This is a genomic window from Microbacterium algihabitans (assembly GCF_032464975.1).
GTDB lineage: Bacteria > Actinomycetota > Actinomycetes > Actinomycetales > Microbacteriaceae > Microbacterium > Microbacterium algihabitans.
Genome location: NZ_JAWDIU010000001.1, coordinates 364,868 through 388,157, shown reverse-complemented (window position 1 = coordinate 388,157; position 23,290 = coordinate 364,868). Strand labels below are relative to the sequence as shown.

Genomic DNA, 23,290 nt, shown 5'->3' with positions numbered 1-23,290 from the left:
CTAGATGAACGGATGCCGGGGGCTCGCGTCGCGCCGGGTCGCGGCATCCGGACCCCCCTTTCCACCGGCGGAAGGTCACCCGGAAACGCCGAACGGCGGGGCGCCCCCTTCGACAAGCTCAGGGACCGCACCCGCCGTTCGAGAGGCTAAGGGTCAGCGACCGCCGCGGAGGACGGCCTGCTTGACCTCGGCGATGGCCTTGGTGACCTCGATGCCGCGCGGGCACGCCTCGGTGCAGTTGAAGGTGGTGCGGCAGCGCCACACGCCCTCTTTGTCGTTGAGGATGTCGAGGCGCACGTCGCCCGCGTCGTCGCGCGAGTCGAAGATGAAGCGGTGCGCGTTGACGATCGCGGCGGGACCGAAGTACTGACCGTCGGTCCAGAACACGGGGCACGACGAGGTGCACGCGGCGCACAGGATGCACTTGGTGGTGTCGTCGAAGACCTCGCGGTCGACGATCGACTGCACGCGCTCCTTGCCGGGCTCGGGCTTGGAGTTCGAGATGAGGAAGGGCTGCACCTCGCGGTAGGAGGCGAAGAACGGCTCCATGTCGACGATGAGGTCCTTCTCGAGCGGCAGGCCCTTGATCGCCTCGACGTAGATCGGCTGCGAGATGTCGAGATCCTTGATCAGCGTCTTGCAGGCGAGGCGGTTGCGGCCGTTGATGCGCATGGCATCCGATCCGCAGATGCCGTGCGCGCACGATCGGCGGAACGACAGCGAACCGTCGACCTCCCACTTGATCTTGTGCAGGGCGTCGAGCACGCGGTCGGTGGAGTAGAGCTCCACGTCGTAATCGACCCAGCGCGGCTCGTCGTCGACCTCGGGGTCGAAGCGACGGATGTTGAAGGTGACGAGGAACGACTGGATCCCGGTGTCTTCGGGGGTCTCCACGACCTCGTCGGAGGTGTCTACGGTCTCGACGACGGTGGATGCCATCTCAGTACTTCCTCTCCAGCGGCGGGTAGCGGAGCTCCCCGGCCTCGTTCTTGGTGAACACCACGGGCTTCCAGCCGAGTTCGATGTGATCGGCCGGGTGCGACGAGTGGGGGTCGCCCGACAGGTACGCCATGGTGTGCTGCATGTAGTTCTCGTCGTCGCGCGTGGGGAAGTCGTCGCGCATGTGACCGCCGCGGCTCTCCTCGCGGTTCTGCGCCGAGTAGACGACGACCTCGGCGAGGTCGAGCAGGAAGCCCAGCTCGACGGCCTCGAGCAGGTCGGTGTTGAAGCGCTTGCCCTTGTCGTCGACGTGGATGTTCTTGTAACGCTCGCGCAGATCGGCGATCACGTCCATGACGTGGGCCAGCGACTCGTGCGTGCGGAACACCTGCGCGCCCTTGTCCATCTCGTCCTGCAGCGTCTTGCGCAGCACCGCGATGCGCTCGGTTCCGCTGTTGTTGCGCAGGTCTTCGATGAGCCCGCGCACCTCGGCGGCGGGGTCTTCGGGGAGCGGCACGAAGTCGGCGGTCTTGACGTACTCGACGGCGTTGCGGCCGGCGCGCTTGCCGAAGACGTTGATGTCGAGCAGCGAGTTGGTGCCGAGGCGGTTCGAGCCGTGCACCGAGACGCACGCGCACTCACCGGCGGCGTACAGGCCCGGGACGACGGTGTCGTTGTCGGCGAGCACCTCGGCTTTGATGTTGGTGGGGATGCCGCCCATCGCGTAGTGCGCGGTCGGCATGACCGGCACCGGCTCGACCACCGGGTCGACGCCCAGGTAGGTGCGGGCGAATTCGGTGATGTCGGGGAGCTTGGTCTCGAGCACCTCGGCGCCCAGGTGCGTGCAGTCCAGCAGCACGTAGTCGCGGTGGGGGCCGGCGCCGCGGCCTTCGGCTACTTCCTGCACCATGCAGCGGGCGACGATGTCGCGGGGCGCGAGGTCTTTGATGGTGGGGGCGTAGCGCTCCATGAAGCGCTCACCGCTCGCGTTACGCAGGATCGCGCCCTCACCGCGGGCACCCTCGGTGAGAAGGATGCCGAGACCGGCGAGGCCGGTCGGGTGGAACTGGAAGAACTCCATGTCCTCCAGCGGCAGGCCCTTGCGCCACACGATGCCGACGCCGTCACCGGTGAGGGTGTGGGCGTTGGAGGTGGTCTTGAAGATCTTGCCGAAACCGCCGGTCGCGAAGATGACGGCCTTCGACTGGAACACGTGCAGCTCGCCCGTGGCCAGGTCGTAGGCCACGACACCGGCGACCTGGGTCTTGCCGGCGTCATCCTTCACGGTGACGAGGTCGAGCACGTAGAACTCGTTGAAGAAGTTGATGCCGAGCTTGACGCAGTTCTGGAACAGCGTCTGCAGGATCATGTGACCGGTGCGGTCGGCGGCGTAGCAGGCACGGCGCACGGGCGTCTTGCCGTGGTCGGCGGTGTGCCCGCCGAAACGGCGCTGGTCGATCTTGCCCTCGGGCGTGCGGTTGAACGGCAGGCCCATGTTCTCGAGGTCGATGACGGCGTCGATGGCCTCTTTGGCGAGGATCTCCGCGGCATCCTGGTCGACGAGGTAATCGCCGCCCTTGATGGTGTCGAAGGTGTGCCACTCCCAGGAGTCCTCTTCGACGTTGGCCAGCGCCGCGGCCATGCCGCCCTGCGCCGCGCCGGTGTGCGAACGCGTGGGGTAGAGCTTCGAGATGACGGCGGTCTTCGCGCCGGGGCCGGCCTCGATGGCCGCGCGCATGCCCGCGCCGCCGGCGCCGACGATGACGACGTCGAACTGGTGGTAGTGGACGCCGTCTTTGATGATCGAGTCCGAACTGGTCTGAGTGCTCACGTGTGCAATGCCTCTGCTGTCAGGGGGAAGACGTCGGGGGAGAAGGGATGCCGTCGGCTCAGGCCGCGCGGCACACGTCCCACAGGCTGCTGGACTCGGTCACGCCGATGCAGGGGTCGAAGGTGAAGACCACGAGAGTGCCGAGCAGGATGAGGAATCCGGCCGAGACCCACAGGGAGCCGACGAGGATCTTCCGGACGGTTGCGTTGCCGACGTAGTCGTTGACGATCGTGCGCATGCCGTTGGCGCCGTGGATCAGGGCGAGCCAGAGCATCAGCACGTCCCACCACTGCCAGAACGGCGAGGCGAGCTTGCCCGCGACGAACGCGAAGTCGATCTGGTGGATGCCCTCGCCGGTCATCAGGTTGACGAAGAGGTGGCCGAAGATCAGGACGATCAGCAGCACGCCGGAGGCGCGCATGTAGATCCAGCCCCACTTCTCGAGGTTGGAGCCCTTCTTGCGCACGCTGGGCGTGCGGGGGGCGGGGATCGTGGCGGCTTCTTGGGCGACGGACATCAGTGGCTCCCGGTGACGGCGCTGAAGACGTTGATCAGGTGGCGCGGGGTGAACCCGAGCATCGTGACGACCCACAGACCCAGCACGCCCCACCACAGCTGACGCTGGTGGCGCGTGGCCCAGGGCCAGAAGTCCACGAGGATGATGCGCAGGCCGTTGAACGCGTGGTACGCGATCGCGGCCACCAGGGCCACCTCGCCGAGACCCATGATCGGGTTCTTGTACTGCGCGATGACGGCGTCATATGCCTCGGGCGAGACGCGGATGAGCGCCGTGTCGAGGATGTGCACTAGGAGGAAGAAGAAGATGGCGACGCCGGTGATGCGGTGAAGCACCCACGACCACATTCCTTCGCGACCCCGGTACAGAGTGCCGCGGGGCCTCTTCGAGGTGGTCTCTTTCACCGACGGCGTGGCACGTGCTGGTGCTGACACGGTCGTCCTCCCTGATCGAACACGGTGTGGGGCCTCGCACGGGCCCCGAGCGTCACACGGGCGCCATTGAATACTACGGCCGGGCTATGAACGGCGGGGATTAGGGGCGCCTAAGACTCTCTCGATATCGAGATATCCCGGATGCCGTTCACCCGGTGTTCCGTCCCCTGCGCGCGCGGGAAGAACGGGGTGCGAACGCTAGTGTCGGTGCCATGGCAAACCCTGCGATCGACGATTTCTACGCCGTGATCCCCGCCGGAGGGATCGGCAGCCGGTTGTGGCCCTTGTCCCGGGCCGACGCACCCAAGTTCCTCCACGACCTCACCGGCTCGGGACAGACGCTCCTGCGCGACACGTGGGACCGCCTCGCCCCGCTGTCGGGCGACGACCGCATCGCCGTCGTCACCGGTCGCGCGCACCGCGCCGCGGTCGAGCGCGAGCTGCCGGGCGTTCCCGACCACAACGTGTTCCTCGAGTCGGAGCCGCGCGACTCGTCGGCCGCGATCGGGCTCGCTGCGGCGATCCTCGTGCGCCGCGAGCCCGACGTGATCATCGGTTCGTTCGCGGCCGACCACGTCATCCGCCAGACGCGGCAGTTCGAGTTCGCGGTGCACCAGGCCGTGGCCGTCGCCCGCGAGGGCTACATCTGCACGATCGGCATCCAGCCGGCCGAACCCTCGGTCGGCTTCGGCTACATCAAGCAGGCGGCCGAGCTGATCGTCGAGGGCGCCCCCGAGGCCTACATCGTCGAGCGCTTCGTCGAGAAGCCCGACCTCGAGACGGCGAAGGAGTACTTCGCCGACCGCGCCTACCTGTGGAACGCGGGCATGTTCATCACCCGCGCCGACGTGCTGCTGGCGGAGCTCGCCGTCAACGAGCCCGAGCTGCACGCGGGTCTGCTCGAACTGGCCGAGGCCTGGGACGACCGCGAGCGCCGCGGCCCCGCGGTCGACCGCATCTGGCCGGGTCTGAAGAAGATCGCGATCGACTACTCCGTCGCCGAGCCCGCGGCCGAGAAGGGCCGGCTGGCCGTCATCCCCGGGCACTTCGACTGGGACGACGTGGGCGACTTCGCCAGCCTGTCCAAGCTCAACTCCTCGGGCGGCCGCAACGAGCTCGCCATCCTCGGCGAAGACGCGCGGGTGCTCTCCGACGCCTCCAGCGGCATCGTGGTCTCGCAGACCAAGCGCGTCATCAGCCTCATCGGCGTGCGCGACATCGTCGTGGTCGACACACCCGACGCGCTCCTGGTCACGACCAGCGAGAACGCCCAGCGCGTGAAGGGCGTCGTGGACGCGCTCAAGCTGACCGGTCGCGGCGACGTGCTCTGAGACCGGATGCCACACCACGTGGCATCCGGTGCCTTCGGGCGGAGGGCGTGTGGCGGTCTCATGACGCGAGATTGCGTCTTTGTAACCATTGGCTCGCACGGCGGCTCCCCGGTCACGAGCACCGCGACACAGTAGGTAACGTGACGGGATCGTCCCCCGAACCCGTTGGGGGCATCCGTCTTGGAGGACCATTCGTGAAGACCACGAAGAAGGCCGTCGTCAGCGGCCTCGCCATGATCGGCGCCGCGGCGCTGCTCGCCGGTTGCGGCGCCGCACCCGAGAGCAACGGCGCATCCGGTGGTGCCGCTGCCGGCGCCAGCGACTACCTGCCCTGCATGGTGTCCGACTCGGGTGGATTCGACGACAAGTCGTTCAACCAGCTCGGCAAGGAGGGCCTCGACGCCGCCGCGTCGGAGCTCGGCTCGAAGAAGCCCATCGAGGTGCAGTCGCAGTCCGAGACCGACTTCGCGTCGAACCTGCAGAACCTGGTCGACCAGGGCTGCAACACCATCATCACCGTCGGCTTCCTGCTGGCGCCCGCTGCCCTCGAGTCGGCCACGGCCAACCCCGACCTGCAGTACGTCTCGATCGACGACACCGTCGACCAGAACTTCGACGGCAAGACCGACGCCCCCAACATCAAGCCGATCATCTTCGACACCGCTCAGGCGGCGTACCTCGCCGGCTACCTGGCCGCGGGCACCTCGAAGACCGGTGTCGTGGGCACCTTCGGCGGCATGAACATCCCGACCGTGACGATCTTCATGGACGGCTTCGCGCAGGGCGTCGAGAAGTACAACACCGACAACGGCGCCAACGTCCGCGTGGTCGGCTGGGACCGCACCGCCAAGGACGGCTCGTTCACCGGTGGCTTCGAGGCCAACGACACCGCTCGTCAGACCGCTCAGGCCCTGATCGACCAGAACGTCGACGTGCTGCTGCCCGTCGGTGGCCCGATCTACCAGTCGGCCGCCGTCGCCATCCAGGACGCCGGTCGCGAGATCGCGCTCGTCGGCGTGGACGCCGACGTGTTCGAGACCGACCCCTCGATCGGCAGCCTGCTGCTCACCTCGATTCTCAAGGGCATCGACGTGGGTACGAAGGACGCCATCGTCGCCGCGGGCGAGGGCAACTTCGACGTCACCCCGTTCATCGGCACGCTCGAGAACGACGGTGTGGGCATCGCCCCGTACCACGACTGGTCCGACCGCGTGTCGTCCGACCTCACCTCGAAGGTCGACGCCCTGAAGGCCGACATCATCAGCGGCAAGATCAAGGTCGAGTCCTACCTGGCCGGCTGAGTCCGCTCGCTGTGCGGGGGAGGTCGGCGCACGCCGGCCTCCCCCTCCCTTGTGAGGCGGCGGTTTCTCCGCCTCACGCCCGGATCGGGACCGCTCACGAGGCGGGTCCCGGCCGCCGGACGCTTCCCGCGTCCGGCGCCACAGAACTTAGGATCGGGAACATGAAGCTCGAACTCCGCGGGATCACGAAAACCTTCGGGTCCCTGGTGGCGAATGATCACATCGACCTCACCGTCGAGGCCGGAGAGATCCACTGCCTGCTCGGCGAGAACGGTGCCGGCAAATCCACCCTCATGAACGTCCTGTACGGCCTCTACCAGGCCGACGGGGGAGAGATCCTGCTCGACGACGCCGTCCAGCACTTCTCCGGCCCCGGCGATGCGATGCGCTCGGGCATCGGCATGGTGCACCAGCACTTCATGCTCATCCCCGTCTTCACCGTCGCCGAGAACGTGATGCTCGGTCACGAGCCCACCAAGGTCGGTGGGCGTCTCGACCTCGCAGCCGCGCGGGCGAAGGTCAAGGAGATCTCCGACCGGTTCGGGTTCGCCGTCGACCCCGACGCCCTCGTCGACGACCTGCCCGTCGGGGTGCAGCAGCGCGTCGAGATCATCAAGGCGCTCTCGCGCGACGCGAAGGTGCTCGTCTTCGACGAGCCCACCGCCGTGCTCACGCCCCAGGAGACCGACGAGTTGATGGCGATCATGCGTCAGCTCAAGGAATCGGGCACCTCGATCGTCTTCATCACCCACAAGCTGCGCGAGGTGCGCGAGGTCGCCGACCGCATCACGGTCATCCGTCTCGGCAAGGTCGTCGGCGAGGCCGAGCCCACGGCGTCGAACGCCGAGCTGGCCTCGCTCATGGTCGGTCGTGCCGTGGAGCTCACCGTGCAGAAAGAGGCGCCGACCCTCGGCGACGTCGCCCTGCAGGTGTCGAACCTCACCGTGGTCGACCCGATCGGCCAGCTCGTCGTCAACGACGTCAGCTTCGAGGTGCGCCGCGGCGAGGTGCTCGCGATCGCGGGTGTCCAGGGCAACGGCCAGACCGAGCTCACCGAGGCGCTGCTGGGACTCCAGGAGCGCGTCGAGGGTTCGATCGTGCTCGACGGTGCCGAGTTGAACGGGCGCAGCGTGCGCGCCGTGCTCGAGGCCGGCGTCGGGTTCGTCCCCGAGGACCGCAAGGAAGACGGCCTGGTGGGGGAGTTCTCGATCGCCGAGAACCTCATGCTCGACCGCGCCGACGGGGCGCCGTTCGTCAAGGGCGGCGCGATCCAGCGGTCGAACCTCGCCGACTTCGCCCGCGAGAAGGTTTCGGAGTTCGACGTGCGCACCCCCTCGATCGAGACCCCGGTCGGGCGTCTGTCGGGCGGCAACCAGCAGAAGGTCGTGCTGGCGCGCGAGCTCAGCCGCGAACTGCGGTTGTTCGTGGCCGCGCAGCCCACGCGCGGCGTCGACGTCGGATCGATCGAATTCATCCACAAGCGCGTCATCGAGACGCGCGACGCCGGTGTTCCCGTCATCGTCGTTTCCACCGAACTCGACGAGGTCACCGCCCTCGCCGACCGCATCATGGTCATGTACCGCGGTCGCGTCGTGGGCATCGTCCCCGGCGACACCTCGCGCGACGTGCTCGGCCTCATGATGGCCGGCGAAGCGCCCCAGAACGAAGGAGTCGCCGCGTGAGCGATTCGTACAGCCCGCACGATCCGACCGCCTCGCGGGCCGATCGCGCGGCCGAGGTCGCCCAGGCCGCCCAGGCCGACGTCGCCCTCGAAGGCTCGACGGCCGTGGATCCCGCAGCGGGCGCCCGCAAGGTCGCCCCCGAACCCGCCACCGACGAGAACCGCTGGCGTCGGGCCTTCCGCGAGATCGCCACCGGCAACGCCATCATCTCGGTGCTGGCCGTGATCCTCGCGCTGATCGTCGGCGCGATCATGATCGCCGCCACCGACGAGAACGTGCAGGCGACGTCGGCCTACTTCTTCGCTCGTCCCGGCGACATGCTCTCGGCGATCTGGACGTCGGTGTCGGGCGCGTACTCGTCGTTCTTCCAGGGCGCGATCTACAACTTCCGTCGCCCCGAGTTCGCCACCGGCATCCGTCCGCTGACCGAGACCCTCACCTTCGCCACCCCGCTGATCGCGGCCGGCCTCGGTGTCGCCCTCGCGTTCCGCGTCGGCATGTTCAACATCGGTGGCCGTGGCCAGATGCTCGTGGCGGCAGCCGCCGGCGGCTGGGTCGCCTTCGCGTTCGACCTGCCGTGGGGCATCCACATGCTCGTCGCCCTCGTGGTCGGCGTCGCGGCCGGTGCCATCTGGTCGGGGATCGCGGGTGTGCTCAAGGCCCGCACCGGTGCGCACGAGGTGATCGTCACGATCATGCTCAACTACGTCGCGTTCTACATCGTGTACTACCTGCTGCGCACGCCCGGGCTCCTGCAGGCTCCGGGGTCGAACAACCCCACCACCCCGGCGATGAAGGACACGGCGGTCTTCCCCGACTTGCTCGGCTCGGGCTACAACCTGCACTTCGGCTTCATCCTGTCGCTCGTGGCCGTCGCCGTCGTGTGGTGGATCCTCGAGCGCTCCTCGCTCGGCTTCCGCTTCCGCGCGGTGGGTCTGAACCCCAACGCCGCGCGGGTGGCCGGCATCAACGTCAAGTCGATGTACGTCTACGCGATGCTCATCTCGGGCGCTCTCGTGGGCCTCGCCGGCGTCGACCAGGTGCTCGGCACCGTCACCACCGGCTTCTCCAGCGGCATCGACGCGGGCATCGGCTTCGACGCCATCACGGTGGCCCTGCTCGGTCGCTCCACCCCGGTCGGCGTGCTCGTCGCCGGCATCCTGTTCGGTGCGTTCAAGGCCGGCGGGTTCGCCATGCAGGCCGCCAACGGCGTTCCGGTCGACATCGTCCTCGTCGTGCAGTCGCTCATCGTGCTCTTCATCGCGGCCCCGCCGCTGGTGCGCGCGATCTTCCGTCTGCCGGCCCCCGGAGCGCGCCCGTCGAAGGCACGCGCCGCCAAGAAGAAGGAGGCGGCCCGGTGAGCACCACCGCCGCACAGCCCGAGGCCGCCACGCCCGACGCACTCGACACCGCCGTCGTCGTCGGCTGGAAGGCCCCCATCGTCTACGGCGTGATCACGCTGCTGGCGCTCGTGCTCTTCGTCATCGCCCGTCAGGACGGCGACGCGGTGTTCCGCATCTCGAGCCCCGGCGAGTTCCTGCAGCTGCCCGAGGTCGTGCTCGGCGGTGTCGTCACCGGCATCGTGTGCACGATCCTGCTCGCGGCCGTCACCGTGGTGAGCGTGCTCATGGTGCGCGCCCACCGGCGCCCGCCGATCTGGCTCGCCGTCATCTTCGCGCTGGTGTTCATGACCGGCTTCCTCACCTGGGCCGCCGCAGGCGCCACCACCTCGGTCATCCCTCTGACGGGTCTGCTCGCCGGTGGCCTGAGCCTCTCGGTCCCGCTGATCTTCGGCGCCATGGCCGGTGTGCTCAGCGAGCGGGTCGGCGTGGTCAACATCGCGATCGAGGGTCAGCTGCTCGCCGGCGCCTTCACGTCGGCGGTCGTCGCCACGGCGACGGGCAACCCCTTTATCGGTCTGCTGGCCGCGGGCGTCTCGGGCGTGCTGGTGTCGTTCGTGCTGGCGGCCTTCGCCATCAAGTACTTCGTCGACCAGGTGATCGTCGGTGTCGTGCTCAACGTGCTCGTGGTCGGACTGACGAGCTTCCTGTTCTCGCAGGTGCTCGCCCCCAACGCCGAGACGCTGAACTCGCCCCCGCGCTTCCCGCGTCTGCCGATCCCGCTGCTGGCCGACATCCCGATCCTCGGGCCGATGCTGTTCAACCAGACGATCATCGTCTACCTGATGTACGTCACGGTCGCCCTGGTCTACGTCGGTCTGTTCCACACCCGCTGGGGCCTGCGCCTCCGCGCGGTCGGCGAGCACCCGCAGGCCGCTGACACGGTCGGCATCAACATCGCCAAGACCCGCTTCTGGAACGTCGCCCTCGGTGGCGCCATCGCCGGCCTGGGTGGAGCGTTCTTCACGCTCGGCTCCGTCGGCGCCTTCAACAAGGAGATGACGGCCGGCGCCGGTTACATCGCCCTCGCGGCGGTCATCTTCGGCCAGTGGGACCCGATCCGCGCGACGCTGGCGGCCCTGCTGTTCGGTTTCGCCTCGAACCTGCAGAACACCCTCGGCGTCATCGGTTCGCCGGTGCCGAGCGAGTTCATGCTCATGCTGCCGTACGTGGTGACGATCTTCGCCGTCGCCGGTCTGGTCGGAAAGGTCCGCGGCCCCGCGGCCGCCGGCAAACCGTACGTCAAGGGCTGACCGGCCCGACCACCCTTCCCTTCACGAGAGGACCCACCACTCCACGATGACCGACATCGACTGGAACGAACTCCGTTCCGCCGCCACGGATGCCATGCACCGCGCGTACGCGCCCTATTCCCGCTTCAAGGTGGGCGCCGCGGCGCTCGTGGCCGACGGCCGGATCGTCTCCGGATGCAACGTCGAGAACGCCTCGTACGGCGTGACGTTGTGCGCCGAATGCGGACTCGTGTCCGACCTGCACATGAGCGGGGGCGGCCAGCTGGTCGCCTTCGTGTGCGTCGACGGTGAGGGTCGCACGCTCATGCCGTGCGGCCGCTGCCGCCAGCTGCTGTTCGAGCACGCGATCCCGGGCATGCTGCTCGAGACCGTCAGCGGCATCCGGACCATCGACGAGGTGCTGCCCGACGCCTTCGGCCCGCGCGACCTCGAGGAGGCGGCCCGATGACCGCCGAGCAGTTCGACGCGGTCGACATCATCCGTGCGCAGCGCGACGGCAAGGCGATCTCCGAGGGCGAGATCCGTTGGCTCGTCGACGCGTACACGCGCGGCTACGTCATGGACGCGCAGATGGCGGCATTCACGATGGCGGTCCTGCTGAACGGTCTCGGCCGCGAACAGATCCGCGTGCTGACCGACGCGATGATCGCCTCGGGCGAGCGCATGGACTTCTCGTCGCTCGGCAAGACCACGGTCGACAAGCACTCCACCGGAGGCGTGGGCGACAAGATCACGCTGCCGTTGGCTCCGCTGGTCGCCGCGTTCGGTGTCGCCGTGCCGCAGCTCTCGGGTCGCGGCCTCGGCCACACCGGGGGCACGCTCGACAAGCTCGAGTCGATCCCCGGCTGGCGCGCGGCGCTGTCGAATGACGAGATCATGGCGCAGCTGCGCGACGTGGGCGCTGTCATCTGCGCCGCCGGCGCCGGTCTCGCCCCCGCCGACAAGAAGCTGTACGCCCTGCGCGACGTCACCGGAACCGTCGAGGCGATCCCGCTGATCGCCTCGAGCATCATGTCGAAGAAGATCGCAGAGGGCACCGACTCGCTCGTGCTCGACGTGAAGTTCGGCTCGGGCGCCTTCATGCAGGACATCGACCGCGCGCGTGAGCTCGCCGAGACCATGGTCGCCCTCGGCACCGACTCGGGCGTGAACACGACGGCGCTGCTCACCGACATGAACGTGCCGCTGGGGCTTGCGATCGGCAACGCCAACGAGGTGCGCGAATCGGTCGAGGTGCTCGCCGGCGGCGGACCCGCCGACGTGGTCGAGCTGACCGTCGCCCTCGCGCGTGAGATGCTGACCCTCGCCGACAAGCCCGACGCCGACGTCGAAGCGGCCCTGTCGGACGGCCGCGCGATGGACGTGTGGAAGCGCATGATCCGCGCGCAGGACGGCGATCCGGATGCCGCTCTGCCCACGCCCCGCGAGACGCACACGGTGGTCGCCGACCGCTCCGGTGTCGTCACGCGCGTCGACGCCCTGCCCTTCGGCATCGGTGCGTGGCGCCTGGGCGCCGGCCGCGCCCGCGCCGAGGACGCCGTGGTGCACGCCGCAGGCATCGACCTGCACGTGACGGTCGGTCAGTCCATCAGCGCCGGTCAGCCGCTGTTCACCCTCTCGGCCGATGATGAGACGCGCTTCTCGCGCGCGCTCGACGCGGTCGAGGGAGCGTGGGAGATCGGCGACACCGCTCCCTCCGGGCGGTCGCTCGTGCGCGAACGCATCACCGCGTGATGGCATCCGGAAAGAGGAGCACCATGGCCACCGAAGACGTCCGCATCGGCGGCCGGAAGATCAGCGAGCTGCCGAAGGTCTCGCTGCACGATCACCTCGACGGCGGCCTCCGCCCCGAGACGGTGCTCGAACTCGCCGACGAGGTGGGTCTCGACCTGCCCGCCGACGATGCGAAGGGCCTCACCGCCTGGTTCAGCGACCACCTCGACGGAGGCTCCCTCGAGGACTACCTCGAGAAGTTCGACGCGACCGTCGGTGTGATGCAGACCCGCGAGGGTCTCGTGCGCGTGGCGAAGGAGTTCGTCGAAGACCTCGCCGCCGACGGCGTCGTGTACGGCGAGGTGCGGTGGGCTCCCGAGCAGCACCTCACCCGCGGACTGAGTCTCGACGATGTGGTGGATGCCGTGCAGGAGGGCATCGAAGAGGGTGAGGACGCCGCCGACGCACGCGGACACGACATCCGCGTCGGTCAGCTGCTGACCGCCCTGCGCCACAACGACAACGCGCGCGACATCGCCGAGCTCGCCGTCTCGTGGCGCGGTCGCGGTGTCGTCGGCTTCGACCTCGCCGGCCCCGAGGACGGGTTCCTGCCGTCGCGCCACCGCGAGGCGTTCGACTACCTCGCGCAGGAGTTCTTCCCCACGACCGTGCACGCGGGCGAGGGGGCGGGACTGGCATCCATCCGCTCCGCCCTGATCGACGGTCGCGCCCTGCGCCTCGGCCACGGCGTGCGCATCGCCAACGACCTCGACGTCGTCTCGCGTGAGGGCGAAGAGGTGCAGGTCACTTTCGGCGACCTGGCGCGGTGGGTGCGCGACCGCGAGATCACGCTCGAGCTGTCGCCGACGTCGAACCTGCAGTCGGGTGCCGTCACGGCCTGGGGCGACACGATGGACGCCCACCCGTTCGACCTGCTGTACCAGCTCGACTTCTCGGTGACCGTGAACGTCGACAACCGCCTGATGAGCGCGACCACGCTCACGCGCGAGCTCGGTCTGCTCGCTCAGGCTTTCGAGTACGACCTCGACGACCTCGAGGCGTTCCAGCTCAACGCCGCCGCCGGGGCCTTCCTGCCGGTGGAGGAGCGCGAGGAGCTCATCGAGATCATCAGCGAGGGCTTCCAGCGCTGAGCCGGGCTGTTGGGGGGCGCGCACCTGCGGGTGCGCGCCCCTTCGCGCATTCCCTTGGTTGAGTCTCCAGGAAACGCCGCTGCCACGTCCGGCGCGCGGTGTGTGTGGACACTCAACGGGGGTGTGGACGGGGCGCCGAGTGAGCGGGACGCTCAGGGCGCGGCACCGACCACCGTGTAGCGCGTGCTCGGCCGACCGGCCGTCGAGTAGTCGAGGCTGCGGGTGCACTCGCCGTCCTCGGCGATGTGCTCGAGGTAGCGGCGGCAGCTGACCCGCGAGAGCCCGAGGCGATCGGCGACCTCCGAGGCGCTCGCGGACCCGAGCTCGACCAGCGCCGAGCGCACCAGATCCAGGGTGGGCCGCGACAGGCCCTTCGGCAGCGGGCGGCGGGTGATCGGTCGGAGCACGGCATCGACGCCCTGCTGGTCGAGGGAGCCCGCGACCGCGGCCGACGATCGACGTTCGGCGAGCACGTCGTCGATGCGCGCGTGCAGCTCTCCCGCGGTGAAGGGCTTCACCAGGTAGTGCTGCACGCCCATGAGTCGGGCGGTGCGCACGGTGTCGACGTCACGAGCGGCGGTGACGGCGATCACCTCGGGCTGGGGCAGGCCCGCGTCGGCGCGTACGGCGCGGAGCGCATCGAGCCCCGAGAAGCCGGGGAGGTGAACGTCGAGCAACACGAGGTCGGGGCGGAGACGGTCGATCGCCGTCACGGCATCCGGACCGCTTCCTGCCGTCCCGACCAGCTCGCACGCCGGATGCGCCGAGACGAACCGGCCATGCAGAGACGCCACCGCGGGGATGTCGTCGACCACCAGCACCCGCAGCATCATGAGACCCTCTCCGCCACGGGCAGCGACACCTCGAACCGGGCGCCGCCCAGCGGGGACGGCACGACGCGGGCGTCGCCGCCGCGCCGCCGCGCCACACGGCGCACGAGGGCGAGCCCGATGCCGCGGGCACGGTCGCGGGTGTCCTTGGTGCTCACGCCCTCGTCGAAGACGTGCTCGCGCAGAGCGGCCGGCACCCCCGCTCCGCTGTCGTCGACCCGCACGTGCACCCCGGGCCCGGTGGCATCGACCTCGACCCGCAGACGATCGCCGGGGCGACAGGCCTCCAGCGCGTTGTCGACCAGGTTGCCGACGACCGTGACGAGGTCGCCGACCACCTCGGGAGCCGGGGTGCCGAGGGCCGCGACCTCGAGGGCGACGTCGAGCTCGCGCGAGCGGGCGAGCTTGACTGACAGCAGCGCCGTCAACTCGCTGCCCAGGGCCGCGGCATCCGGACCAGGATCGAGGGGACCGCCGGGCCGCACCCGCGCGATGAAGTCGCGGGCGTCGTCGTAGGCGCCGAGTTCCAGCAGGCCCGAGACCACGTGCAGCGAGTTGGCGAACTCGTGCGCCTGCGCCCGCAGTCCCTCGGTCAGCGATTGCTGGCCGTCCATCTGGCGCAGCGCCTCGTGGAGTTCGCTGTGATCACGCAGCAGCAGGGTCGCCCCCACCGAGCGACCGCGGTCGTCGCGCAGGCCGGTCGAGCGGGCGATGACGGGGCGTTCTCCGGCCAAGACCAGTCGCCCCTCGGGCTCACCGTCTTCCATCACCTGCAGCAGCGGGCCGTCGAGCGTCTCGTCCGCGCGCCGACCCACGAGCGGACCGCGGCCGATGAGCCTCTCGGCGGCGTCGTTGGCGCTCGTGACGATCCCGCGGTGGTCCACGCGCACCACGCCCTCGCTGAGGCGGTGCAGCATCGTCTCGCGCTCACCGACCATCTCGGCGATCTCGTCGGGCTCCAGACCGAAGATCCGCCGTCTGATGAGCGCCGCGACCCAGGCGGCGCCGAACACCCCCGCCACCGCCGCGCCGCCGAAGGCCAGCAGCAGGCCCGGCAGGCGCGATTGCAGGTCGGCGGCCAGCTCGGACTCCAGCACCCCGACCGAGACCGAGCCGATGACCTGCGCGCCCTCCTCGTCGCCGTCGGCGAAGACCGGCACCTTCACGCGATACGACTCGCCGAGCGTGCCGGTCTCGGTGCCCGACCAGACCTGCCCCGACAGGGGGATCGACGGATCGGTCGACACGCTCTCGCCGATGCGGTCGGGATTCGGGTGCGAGAAGCGGATGCCGGAGGGGTCGGTCACCACGACATAGGTCAGCGACGACGCCTCGCGGATCACCTCGGCGACGGGCTGGATCGCGACGGAGGGGTCGGGGTCGTCGAACGCCTCGACGATGACGGGCAGGCGCGCGATCGACAGGGCGACGCCCACCATGCGCTCGCGGTAGGAGTCGCGGATCGCGCTCTCCTGGATCCACACGGTGACGACGCCGGCTCCAAGGGTCACGACGCACACGATCAACGCCTGCAGCAGCAACAGCTGCAGTCTCAGCGACAGTGCTCGGACCACGGTTCATTCTCTCTCGTCACCCGCACCCGGCCGACGGTCGAGCGCGACCAATAGTTGCCGAACTCGGTCTTAGTTGCGCAAGCGCGACGGCATCCGCCTGCTCTGCCTACCGTGAGCGATCAGCGGGGAGGCGACGGAGCCTCCTCGAACTCGAAGAGGAGTACCGCGCATGCGTCGCACCACCTTTGCCCTCGTCCCGCTGGCCGCGCTGTCGGTCGTGGCCCTCACCGCGTGCAACCCGCAGGGTGCGGGAGCCGGGGGAGCAGCGGCGTCGCAGGATGCCGCATCCATCGACGCCGTGAACATCGTCGTCCCCGCCGACCCGGGCGGTGGCTGGGACCAGACCGGTCGCGCCGTCTCGGACGTGCTCACCGCAGGCGACCTCGTCGGCACCGCGGCCGTCAGCAACGTCGGCGGCGCCGGCGGCACCGTCGGCCTGGCCTCGCTCGCCAACGAGCGCGACCCCTACACGCTCATGGTCACGGGCCTGGTGATGGTGGGAGCCGTCGAGACCAACGCGGCCGAGAACCGCATCGAGGACACCACCCCGATCGCCCGCCTCACCGAGGAGCCCCTCGTGGTCGTGGTGCCCGCGGCGAGCGAGTACAAGACGCTGAAAGACCTCGTCGACGCCGTCGTCGCCGACGGGCAGGCCGTGACCATCACCGGCGGTTCGGCCGGCGGTGCCGACCACATCCTCGCGGGCCTCCTGCTCGAAGAGGCCGGGCTCACAGGCGCCGACATCACCACGAAGCTCAACTACGTGCCCAACGCCGGTGGCGGCGAGGCCGTGTCGCTGCTGCTCGGCAACAACGCCGCGGCCGGCATCTCGGGCGTGGGCGAGTTCGCCGAGTACGTCGACTCGGGCGACCTGCGCGCGCTCGCCGTGTCGAGCGAAGAGCCCGCGACGCTGCTGCCCGACGTGCCGACGATGACCAGCGAGGGCTTCGACGTCGTCTACACGAACTGGCGCGGACTGCTCGCACCCGGCGGGATCAGCGAAGCGGATGCCGAGGGCCTGACCAAGCTCGTGACCGACATGCACGCCTCCGACGCCTGGAAGAGCGTGCTCGAGGAGCGCGGCTGGACCGACGCCTTCCTCACGGGCGAGGAGTTCACCACGTTCGTCGACGAGAACATCGTCGACGTGTCGGGCACCCTGAAGAACATCGGGCTGGTGTCGTGACGACGACCGACGCACCGGGGCCGGCGACCGCCCGCCTCCGGTGGGACGCCGACCGGATCGGCAACGCGATCTTCGCGGGCGTCGTCTTCGGCCTCGGCGTCTTCGCCCTCGCCGGGGCCTTCGCCATCCGGGTGCCCGCAGGGGCCGCGATCGGCCCCCAGGTGTTCCCCTTCGCCGTCGCGGTCATCCTGCTCGGCTCGGGTGCGGCGCTCGTCGTCGCGGCGCTGCGGGGCCGGGTCGCCCCGCGCGAAGAGGGCGAGGACATCGACCCCGACGCCACGACCGACTGGTGGACGATCCTCAAGCTCGTCGCCCTGATGGTCGCCGTGCTGCTGCTTCTCGAACTGCTCGGCTGGTGGATGGTCGCCGCCCTGCTGTTCGGCGGCGTCGCCTGGACCCTCGGTGCCAAGCGCCCCTGGGTCGCCTTCCTCGTCGGTCTCGTCATCGGCATCGGCACCCAGCTCCTCTTCGGTGAGGGCCTGGGCCTCTTCCTTCCTCGCGGGGCCGCCTTCGACTGGTGGTACGGCCCCGGACCCCTGTTCGGCTAGGAGACCGTCGACATGGATGCTGTCAACTCCCTCATGGAGGGATTCGCCACCGCGCTGCAGCCGGAGTACCTGCTGTTCGCGCTGCTCGGCGTCGTCATCGGAACCGCGGTCGGAGTGCTCCCGGGCATCGGACCCGCCATGACGGTGGCGCTGCTGCTGCCGCTGACCTACTCGCTGTCGCCGACGGCGGCCATCATCACCTTCGCCGGGATCTACTACGGCGGGATGTACGGAGGCTCGACCACCAGCATCCTGCTGAACACCCCCGGCGAGTCGGCCTCGGTCATCACCGCGATCGAGGGCAACAAGATGGCCAAGCTCGGTCGTGGAGCGGCGGCCCTGGCCACCGCGGCGATCGGCTCATTCATCGCCGGCACGATCGCCACGGCGTTGCTGACCCTGTTCGCGCCCCTGCTGGCGCGCTTCGCGGTCAACCTCTCCCCGGCCGACTTCGTCGCCCTCATCGTGGTCGCGTTCATCACCGTGGGGGCCCTGCTGGGCTCCTCGCCCGCGCGCGGCCTCGCCTCGCTCGGCATCGGACTGCTCGTGGGCTTGATCGGCACCGAGGCGACGACCGGTCAGGCGCGGTACACGATGGGCGTGCTGGCCCTCTCCGACGGCGTGAGCGTCGTGCTCGTGGCCGTCGGCCTCTTCGCCGTCGGCGAGACCCTGTACGTCGCCGCGCGCCTTCGGCACGGTACGGTCCCGGTCATCCCCGTCACGCGCGGCTGGCGCAGCTGGATGACGCGAGAGGACTGGAAGCGCTCGTGGAAGCCGTGGCTGCGCGGCACCTTCATCGGCTTCCCGATCGGCACCATCCCCGCCGGCGGGGCCGACGTGGCGACCTTCCTGTCGTACGCGAGCGAGAAGAAGCTGTCGAAGAACAAGGAGCAGTTCGGTCGCGGCGCAATCGAGGGCGTCGCCGGTCCCGAGGCGGCCAACAACGCCGCCGCGGCGGGCGTGCTCGTGCCGCTCCTGACCCTGGGTCTTCCGACGACGGCGACCGCGGCCATCATCATCACGGCGTTCCAGTCCTACGGCATCCAGCCCGGACCCCAGCTCTTCCAGAACCAGGGCGACCTCGTGTGGGCGCTGATCGCGAGCCTGTACATCGGCAACGTGCTACTGATCGTGCTGAACCTGCCGCTGGCGGGCCTGTGGGTGAAGGTGCTGCAGATCCCGCGTCCGTACCTGTACGCGGGCATCCTCACCTTCGCGGTGCTGGGCGCCTACGCGGTGAGCTTCTCGACGCTCGACATCGTGATCCTGCTCATCGTGGGAGCGCTCGGGTACTTCATGAGGCGCTTCGGCTTCCCGATCGCCCCGCTCATCGTGGGTCTGATCCTCGGGCCCATGGGCGAGCAGCAGCTGCGCAAGGCGCTGCAGCTGAGCCAGGGCAACGTCGCCGACCTCGTGCTGCACCCGTTCGCCGCGAGCGCGTACGTGCTGCTGGCCGTGTTCCTCGTGGTGGGCCTGTGGCTGAAGCGTCGGCAGAGCCGGTACGAGCGGGCGCTGGAGGCCTCGCTCGCCGCGACCGAGGGGCACCCGCAGGCCGCGGTCGACCACCTGTGGGAGCCGGGCGAGCGCCCGACCGACGTGCGGACGGAGTCGATCCGCGCCGAGCTCGCGGCCGAGAAGGCGCGGACTGCGCGGGGCGAGCCTCCGCGGGAGTGACACCCTGTCGAGTGTCCACGACACGCCGCTACCGGGCGCGGGGAGCGGCGTGTCGTGGACGTTCGGCGGGGGGTTCGAGCACCGCGATGTGCACAACTCCGGAGATCGAGTGACGATCGACCCCTCGGGGCGGTGTGAGGGCGGGTCCCGGCGCATATCTCCGGAGTTGGGTGCCGAGGGAGCGGCGCGGGCCGACCGCGTCACAGGCCGGGCAGTAACGGCCCACGGCGAACGAGGGCTCGAGCGAGTGCCGAACCTCGTCGTGATGGAACAGCACATCTTCCGCGAGGAGTCTGATCGGAACGAAGCCGCGCTCGACGGCGGCAAGGTCACGACGTCGGTCGCGTTTGACGGTCTGCCAGTCGCCATGGAACTGCTGGCTGTCGCACTCGACGATGAGCCAGCCGTCGACCAGAAAGTCCACGCGGCCGACGCCCTTGATCCGCACCTGGAGTTCGACGTGGCATCCGATACTCCGCAAGACGAGCCGGACCAGCGACTCGATGCCGGACTCGCTGCGTCTGTCCAGCAGACCGCGGAGGACGCTGAACCGGTGAGGAAGCCTCACGAAGATGTCCGCGATGTCGCGTTCGTCGACATGGCCCAGGTGCCACGCGCTGTCGAGCGTGGCGACGGCGTCACGTGGCGTCTGGCATCGGACTGCCTGCACAAGCGCTTCCACGAGGTCGGTGACCGCGCTCTCTCGGGGCGCCGTGGAGCGACGCCAGTGATAACGGACTCCCTTCGGAGCGGCTGGACGTCGGCTGGCGTGCGACTCCTGTTGGACGTGCAGCCCGGAGCGGCGACGGACGAAGACGCCGACTGCCTCCAATAGGCTGACGCAGTCGAGACGTCCGCCGAGGCTCGCGGACTCGACGAGATCCGGCCGGGAGCCGGCGGGCACGTACGAGCCCCGACGAACGCGCTGGAGTGCTCCGCTTCGTACCGCGGAATCGATCGCCCGGCGCGACATCCCCGCGTCGCGCAGCATCGACGAATTCCATACGAGCCGGGGGAGGTCGGTCGGCCACTCGAGAGGGTTCGTCATCGCTCCACCGTGGGGTCCAAAGCGCCCCCTGCACCTGCGTCAAAGCCGGATCTGTGAACAACACGCGGCGCCGGGCACCTGGGGAGGGACTGTGTGGAGGGGGCCGAACTCCGGAGAATCGGCTGCGTGCGGCGCGGGAGGCGGGTTTCCGGTGGCCCGGGTCTTTCGATCTCCGGAGTTACGCCGCAACGGAAGGAGCCCTCCGGCAGCCGTTCACGCCACCGACGTCTCGTCGTCGCGCCGCGTCATCGGCCGGTCGTGCGCGGGGCGAGCACAACTCCGGAGATCCTGACTCGAAGACCCTGATCCGGTCGCGATTTCCGCGGAAACGCGAGGAATCTCCGGAGTTCGGCCCAGGACCGCGCGCAGCCGCTCGCGACGCTCGCCCTCACGGCCGCGGCAGAAACCCCGCCAGCTCGTCGGCGATGACGCGGTCGACCTCGGCCGGATCGGCCGTGGGGGTGCCGTCGCCGGGCTGCGGGCCGTACGCGCCGAACGACGCGTGCGAGGCACCGGGGATCTCCACGAACGTCGCATTCGCGGGGAGTTCGCCCTTGGCATCCGCGATCTTCTGGGGAGTCGAGAGCCCGTCCTCCGAACCCGACAGGCTCAGGACGGGCAGACCGGATGCCGAGAGGTCGTTCGCGCAGTACGAGGCGAACAGCACCAGGGCATCGGCGTCGGATGCCAACTGGCAGGCCCGGACGCCGCCGAGGGAGTGACCGCCGACCGCCCAGCTCGACACTCCGGGCGCGAGCTCCGTGAACGTCGACAACGGCCGCGGGTCGAAGAAGGCGAGGTTCAGCCACGGACGGGTGATGACGACGGTGATGCCGTCGTCGACGACCGTGTCGACGAAGGTCGCGATATAGCCCTCGGCCTCGACCTTCGCGCCCGGGATGAACACGAGCCCCTGCCCGGTTGCGCCCGAGGCGGGGGAGAGCACGATGCCCGTGCCGTCGGAGCTGATCGTGAGGCCGGGATTCGCCTCGGCGGCCGCGAGAGGCTCGGCTTCGGCACCCATGACACCCACCTGCGTGTAGATCAGGATGCCGCCGATCAGCAGGACGACGATCGCGGCCAGACCCCCGAGGATCCAGCGCAGAAGACGACGACGCCGGCGGGGCGCTCGGGGCGCTCCGCCGGCGTCGGACGGGGTCGTGTCGGTCACCTGTCGAGGGTAACGCGGGGCTCAGGCGGGCAGCGCCGCCCTGCGGGCCGCGACGATCTCGACGATGCGCGCGTACAGCGGGTGCGCAGCGTCCAGCCCGGTGACCTCGGCGGTGAACGCCTCGGCATCGAGCTCGCGCAGCATGCGCTGCAGGTCGACGGCCTGGGTGTCCTCGGTGTCCGAGAACTCGAGGGCGGCGGCCATGGCGGCGACGAGGGCGTCGACGGGCAGGCCCCGATCCACGGCCTCGGCGGCGGGCCCGACGAAACGCTCGTGACGCGAGAGCTTGCGCAGCGGCTGACGTCCCACGCGCCACACGGTGTCGGGGAGGGCGGCGTTGCGGAAGCGGCGCAGGATCGTCGAGCGGTACTCGCTCTGCACGCCGGCATCCAGCTCGTGCTTTTCGACCAGCAGCGCGCTGGTCTCCTCGAGTGCGGCCTCGACCTTCGCCGCGATCTCGGGGTTCGCGAGGGCGTCGGAGATGCGCTCGATGCCCGCCTGCGCGCCGAAGTACGCGGTGGTGGCGTGCCCGGTGTTCACGGTGAAGAGCTTGCGCTCGATGTACGGCTCGAGGTCGTCGACGAAGTGCGCCCCCGGGATGTGCGGCGGGGTGTCGCCGAACGGCGCGGCCTCGATCGCCCACTCGTAGAAGGGCTCGACGGTGACGTCGACGCCGCCCTGGGCCTGCGCCGGAACGATGCGGTCGACCGCGGTGTTGGCGAACACGGCACGGGCCGCCAGGGCGTCCCACGACTCGCCGGCCAGCTCCACCACGTGCTCGCGCAGCTGATCGGTCGCGCCGATCGCGTTCTCGCACGCCATGATCTGCAGCGGCGGGAGCGCGGGGTCGCGCAATGCGAGGCCCGCGACGATGTGCGGGGCGACGAACTTCAGGATCGTCGGGCCGACGGCGGTGGTCACCACGTCGGCGGTGGCGATCTCGTCGACGAGGGCCTCCGCGTCGACCGAGCTGTCGATCGCGCGGAAGTTCGTCACCTGCTTGTCGACGCCTCCGTCGCCCACCTCGTGGACCGTGTACGACGACGCCGAGTTGATCGCCTCGACGAGGGCCGCCGAGACGTCGGAGAAGACGAGGTCGTATCCGCCCTCGTGCAGCAGCAGACCGACGAATCCCCGGCCGATGTTGCCGGCGCCGAAGTGGACGGCCTTCATGCGTTGACGGAGCCCGAGAGGGCCTGGAAGAGCTCCTCGGGGGAGGAGGCGGTCTTCAGGCGTGCGACGTCGTCCTCCTCGGAGAACAGGATCGCGATCTGCGACAGGATCTCGAGGTGCTCGTCGCCCTTGCCGGCGATACCGATGACGAAGGTGACGGGCTCCCCGCCCCAGTCGACGCCGCCGTCGTAGCGCACGACGGAGAGGCCCGACTCGAGGATGGCCTGCTTGGTCTCGTTGGTGCCGTGCGGGATCGCGAGCTCGTTGCCCATGTACGTCGACACGGTCTCTTCGCGCTGCTGCATGGCGGCGAAGTAGTCGGCGGTGACGGCGCCGGTGGCCTGGAGCAGGTCGGCGGCCTCCTTCATCGCCTCCTCGCGGGTGGCACTGCCGGGGTGGATGCGGACGGATTCGCTGCGGAGGACGTTCGACATGGTTCTCGCCTTTCTCGTCGTGCTGTCCAGCCTCGCAAACCGCGGGCCGGACGGGAAGACGCCAGGGGTCGGGCTGACGCACCGACCCCTGGCGTGCTAG

The 23,290-nt window shown here is 69.5% G+C and carries 20 protein-coding genes and 2 pseudogenes; 12 read left to right on the top strand and 10 right to left on the bottom strand.

Annotated features, from left to right (window positions below):
- Positions 1-153: 153 nt before the first annotated feature.
- Genes RWH43_RS01805 through sdhC form a run of 4 tightly spaced genes read right to left on the bottom strand, consistent with a single transcriptional unit; the run spans position 154 to position 3,721 of the window.
- Positions 154-939, bottom strand: a complete 786-nt coding sequence (locus RWH43_RS01805; protein WP_154096065.1) for a succinate dehydrogenase iron-sulfur subunit — start codon at positions 937-939, stop codon at positions 154-156.
- Between the two features lies 1 nt (position 940).
- Positions 941-2,770 carry a succinate dehydrogenase flavoprotein subunit gene (gene sdhA / locus RWH43_RS01800; RefSeq protein WP_316000503.1) on the bottom strand — a complete coding sequence of 610 codons (1,830 nt, stop codon included), beginning with the start codon at positions 2,768-2,770 and terminating at the stop codon, positions 941-943.
- Between the two features lie 58 nt (positions 2,771-2,828).
- Positions 2,829-3,287 (bottom strand): succinate dehydrogenase hydrophobic membrane anchor subunit, encoded by a 459-nt coding sequence (locus RWH43_RS01795; RefSeq protein WP_144829026.1) that lies wholly within the window; start codon positions 3,285-3,287, stop codon positions 2,829-2,831.
- Positions 3,287-3,721 carry a succinate dehydrogenase, cytochrome b556 subunit gene (sdhC, locus tag RWH43_RS01790; protein ID WP_144829024.1) on the bottom strand — a complete coding sequence of 145 codons (435 nt, stop codon included), beginning with the start codon at positions 3,719-3,721 and terminating at the stop codon, positions 3,287-3,289. Before sdhC ends, RWH43_RS01795 begins: the two co-directional genes overlap by 1 nt.
- Before the next feature lie 212 nt (positions 3,722-3,933).
- On the opposite strand from sdhC, the gene RWH43_RS01785 reads away from it, so the two are divergent.
- From RWH43_RS01785 to RWH43_RS01750, 8 genes and pseudogenes are all read left to right on the top strand, one after another.
- Complete coding sequence (locus RWH43_RS01785; protein WP_154096064.1) at positions 3,934-5,052, top strand: mannose-1-phosphate guanylyltransferase; 1,119 nt, start codon at positions 3,934-3,936, stop codon at positions 5,050-5,052.
- 194 nt (positions 5,053-5,246) lie between these two features.
- Positions 5,247-6,353 carry a BMP family lipoprotein gene (locus tag RWH43_RS01780; RefSeq protein ID WP_230704284.1) on the top strand — a complete coding sequence of 369 codons (1,107 nt, stop codon included), beginning with the start codon at positions 5,247-5,249 and terminating at the stop codon, positions 6,351-6,353.
- Positions 6,354-6,514: 161 nt separating this feature from the next.
- A complete protein-coding gene (locus tag RWH43_RS01775) occupies positions 6,515-8,035 on the top strand; it encodes an ABC transporter ATP-binding protein (RefSeq protein WP_144829020.1) in 1,521 nt (506 codons plus the stop codon).
- Entirely contained in the window at positions 8,032-9,396 is a 1,365-nt protein-coding gene (locus RWH43_RS01770) for an ABC transporter permease (protein WP_222846062.1), read from the top strand. The genes RWH43_RS01775 and RWH43_RS01770 overlap by 4 nt, the downstream gene beginning before the upstream one ends.
- On the top strand, positions 9,393-10,688 hold the full coding sequence (locus RWH43_RS01765; RefSeq protein WP_144829018.1) for an ABC transporter permease: 1,296 nt from the start codon (positions 9,393-9,395) through the stop codon (positions 10,686-10,688). The genes RWH43_RS01770 and RWH43_RS01765 overlap by 4 nt, the downstream gene beginning before the upstream one ends.
- Positions 10,689-10,722: 34 nt before the next feature.
- A pseudogene (locus tag RWH43_RS01760) lies at positions 10,723-11,136 on the top strand (cytidine deaminase); the annotation flags it as partial.
- Positions 11,133-12,422, top strand: coding sequence for a thymidine phosphorylase (locus RWH43_RS01755; protein WP_316000502.1), 1,290 nt, complete (start codon positions 11,133-11,135; stop codon positions 12,420-12,422). The pseudogene RWH43_RS01760 and the gene RWH43_RS01755, both read left to right, overlap by 4 nt.
- A 23-nt stretch (positions 12,423-12,445) precedes the next feature.
- On the top strand, positions 12,446-13,552 hold the full coding sequence (locus tag RWH43_RS01750; RefSeq protein WP_144829013.1) for an adenosine deaminase: 1,107 nt from the start codon (positions 12,446-12,448) through the stop codon (positions 13,550-13,552).
- A 152-nt stretch (positions 13,553-13,704) separates the two neighbouring features.
- Here the strand turns inward: RWH43_RS01750 and RWH43_RS01745 are convergent, their stop codons facing one another.
- Both RWH43_RS01745 and RWH43_RS01740 read right to left on the bottom strand, forming a co-directional pair.
- Complete coding sequence (locus tag RWH43_RS01745) at positions 13,705-14,382, bottom strand: response regulator (protein WP_187358353.1); 678 nt, start codon at positions 14,380-14,382, stop codon at positions 13,705-13,707.
- On the bottom strand, positions 14,382-15,956 hold the full coding sequence (locus tag RWH43_RS01740; RefSeq protein WP_154096059.1) for an ATP-binding protein: 1,575 nt from the start codon (positions 15,954-15,956) through the stop codon (positions 14,382-14,384). The genes RWH43_RS01745 and RWH43_RS01740 overlap by 1 nt, the downstream gene beginning before the upstream one ends.
- Positions 15,957-16,125: 169 nt before the next feature.
- Here RWH43_RS01740 and RWH43_RS01735 point away from each other — a divergent pair, with 169 nt between their 5' ends.
- The 4 genes from RWH43_RS01735 to RWH43_RS01720 are packed head-to-tail and all read left to right on the top strand — an operon-like array spanning position 16,126 to position 20,199.
- The gene (locus tag RWH43_RS01735; RefSeq protein ID WP_316000501.1) at positions 16,126-17,142 is read left to right on the top strand and encodes a Bug family tripartite tricarboxylate transporter substrate binding protein; all 1,017 of its coding nucleotides are present in this window, start codon (positions 16,126-16,128) and stop codon (positions 17,140-17,142) included.
- Positions 17,139-17,690, top strand: coding sequence for a tripartite tricarboxylate transporter TctB family protein (locus RWH43_RS01730; protein WP_316000500.1), 552 nt, complete (start codon positions 17,139-17,141; stop codon positions 17,688-17,690). The genes RWH43_RS01735 and RWH43_RS01730 overlap by 4 nt, the downstream gene beginning before the upstream one ends.
- A gap of 12 nt (positions 17,691-17,702) precedes the next feature.
- Positions 17,703-19,364 carry a tripartite tricarboxylate transporter permease gene (locus RWH43_RS01725; RefSeq protein ID WP_144828998.1) on the top strand — a complete coding sequence of 554 codons (1,662 nt, stop codon included), beginning with the start codon at positions 17,703-17,705 and terminating at the stop codon, positions 19,362-19,364.
- Positions 19,365-19,413: 49 nt separating this feature from the next.
- Positions 19,414-20,199: a hypothetical protein gene (locus tag RWH43_RS01720; protein ID WP_316000499.1), complete on the top strand. Its 786-nt coding sequence runs from the start codon at positions 19,414-19,416 to the stop codon at positions 20,197-20,199.
- A gap of 78 nt (positions 20,200-20,277) precedes the next feature.
- Here the strand turns inward: RWH43_RS01720 and RWH43_RS17640 are convergent.
- The 4 genes and pseudogenes from RWH43_RS17640 to RWH43_RS01705 all read right to left on the bottom strand — a co-directional run.
- A pseudogene (locus RWH43_RS17640) lies at positions 20,278-20,355 on the bottom strand (hypothetical protein); the annotation flags it as partial.
- A gap of 445 nt (positions 20,356-20,800) precedes the next feature.
- A complete protein-coding gene (locus RWH43_RS01715) occupies positions 20,801-21,583 on the bottom strand; it encodes an alpha/beta hydrolase (RefSeq protein ID WP_316000498.1) in 783 nt (260 codons plus the stop codon).
- Positions 21,584-21,604: 21 nt separating this feature from the next.
- Positions 21,605-22,756 carry a mannitol-1-phosphate 5-dehydrogenase gene (locus RWH43_RS01710; protein ID WP_316000497.1) on the bottom strand — a complete coding sequence of 384 codons (1,152 nt, stop codon included), beginning with the start codon at positions 22,754-22,756 and terminating at the stop codon, positions 21,605-21,607.
- The gene (locus RWH43_RS01705) at positions 22,753-23,190 is read right to left on the bottom strand and encodes a PTS mannitol transporter subunit IIA (protein ID WP_144828987.1); all 438 of its coding nucleotides are present in this window, start codon (positions 23,188-23,190) and stop codon (positions 22,753-22,755) included. Before RWH43_RS01705 ends, RWH43_RS01710 begins: the two co-directional genes overlap by 4 nt.
- Positions 23,191-23,290: the final 100 nt, after the last annotated feature.

Coding starts and splice junctions, on each gene's coding strand:
- RWH43_RS01805 (WP_154096065.1), bottom strand. CDS start 939: ATGGCATCCACCGTCGTCGAGACCGTAGACACCTCCGACGAGGTCGTG.
- RWH43_RS01795 (WP_144829026.1), bottom strand. CDS start 3,287: ATGTCCGTCGCCCAAGAAGCCGCCACGATCCCCGCCCCCCGCACGCCC.
- RWH43_RS01785 (WP_154096064.1), top strand. CDS start 3,934: ATGGCAAACCCTGCGATCGACGATTTCTACGCCGTGATCCCCGCCGGA.
- RWH43_RS01775 (WP_144829020.1), top strand. CDS start 6,515: ATGAAGCTCGAACTCCGCGGGATCACGAAAACCTTCGGGTCCCTGGTG.
- RWH43_RS01755 (WP_316000502.1), top strand. CDS start 11,133: ATGACCGCCGAGCAGTTCGACGCGGTCGACATCATCCGTGCGCAGCGC.
- RWH43_RS01750 (WP_144829013.1), top strand. CDS start 12,446: ATGGCCACCGAAGACGTCCGCATCGGCGGCCGGAAGATCAGCGAGCTG.
- RWH43_RS01745 (WP_187358353.1), bottom strand. CDS start 14,382: ATGCTGCGGGTGCTGGTGGTCGACGACATCCCCGCGGTGGCGTCTCTG.
- RWH43_RS01735 (WP_316000501.1), top strand. CDS start 16,126: ATGCGTCGCACCACCTTTGCCCTCGTCCCGCTGGCCGCGCTGTCGGTC.
- RWH43_RS01725 (WP_144828998.1), top strand. CDS start 17,703: ATGGATGCTGTCAACTCCCTCATGGAGGGATTCGCCACCGCGCTGCAG.
- RWH43_RS01710 (WP_316000497.1), bottom strand. CDS start 22,756: ATGAAGGCCGTCCACTTCGGCGCCGGCAACATCGGCCGGGGATTCGTC.
- RWH43_RS01705 (WP_144828987.1), bottom strand. CDS start 23,190: ATGTCGAACGTCCTCCGCAGCGAATCCGTCCGCATCCACCCCGGCAGT.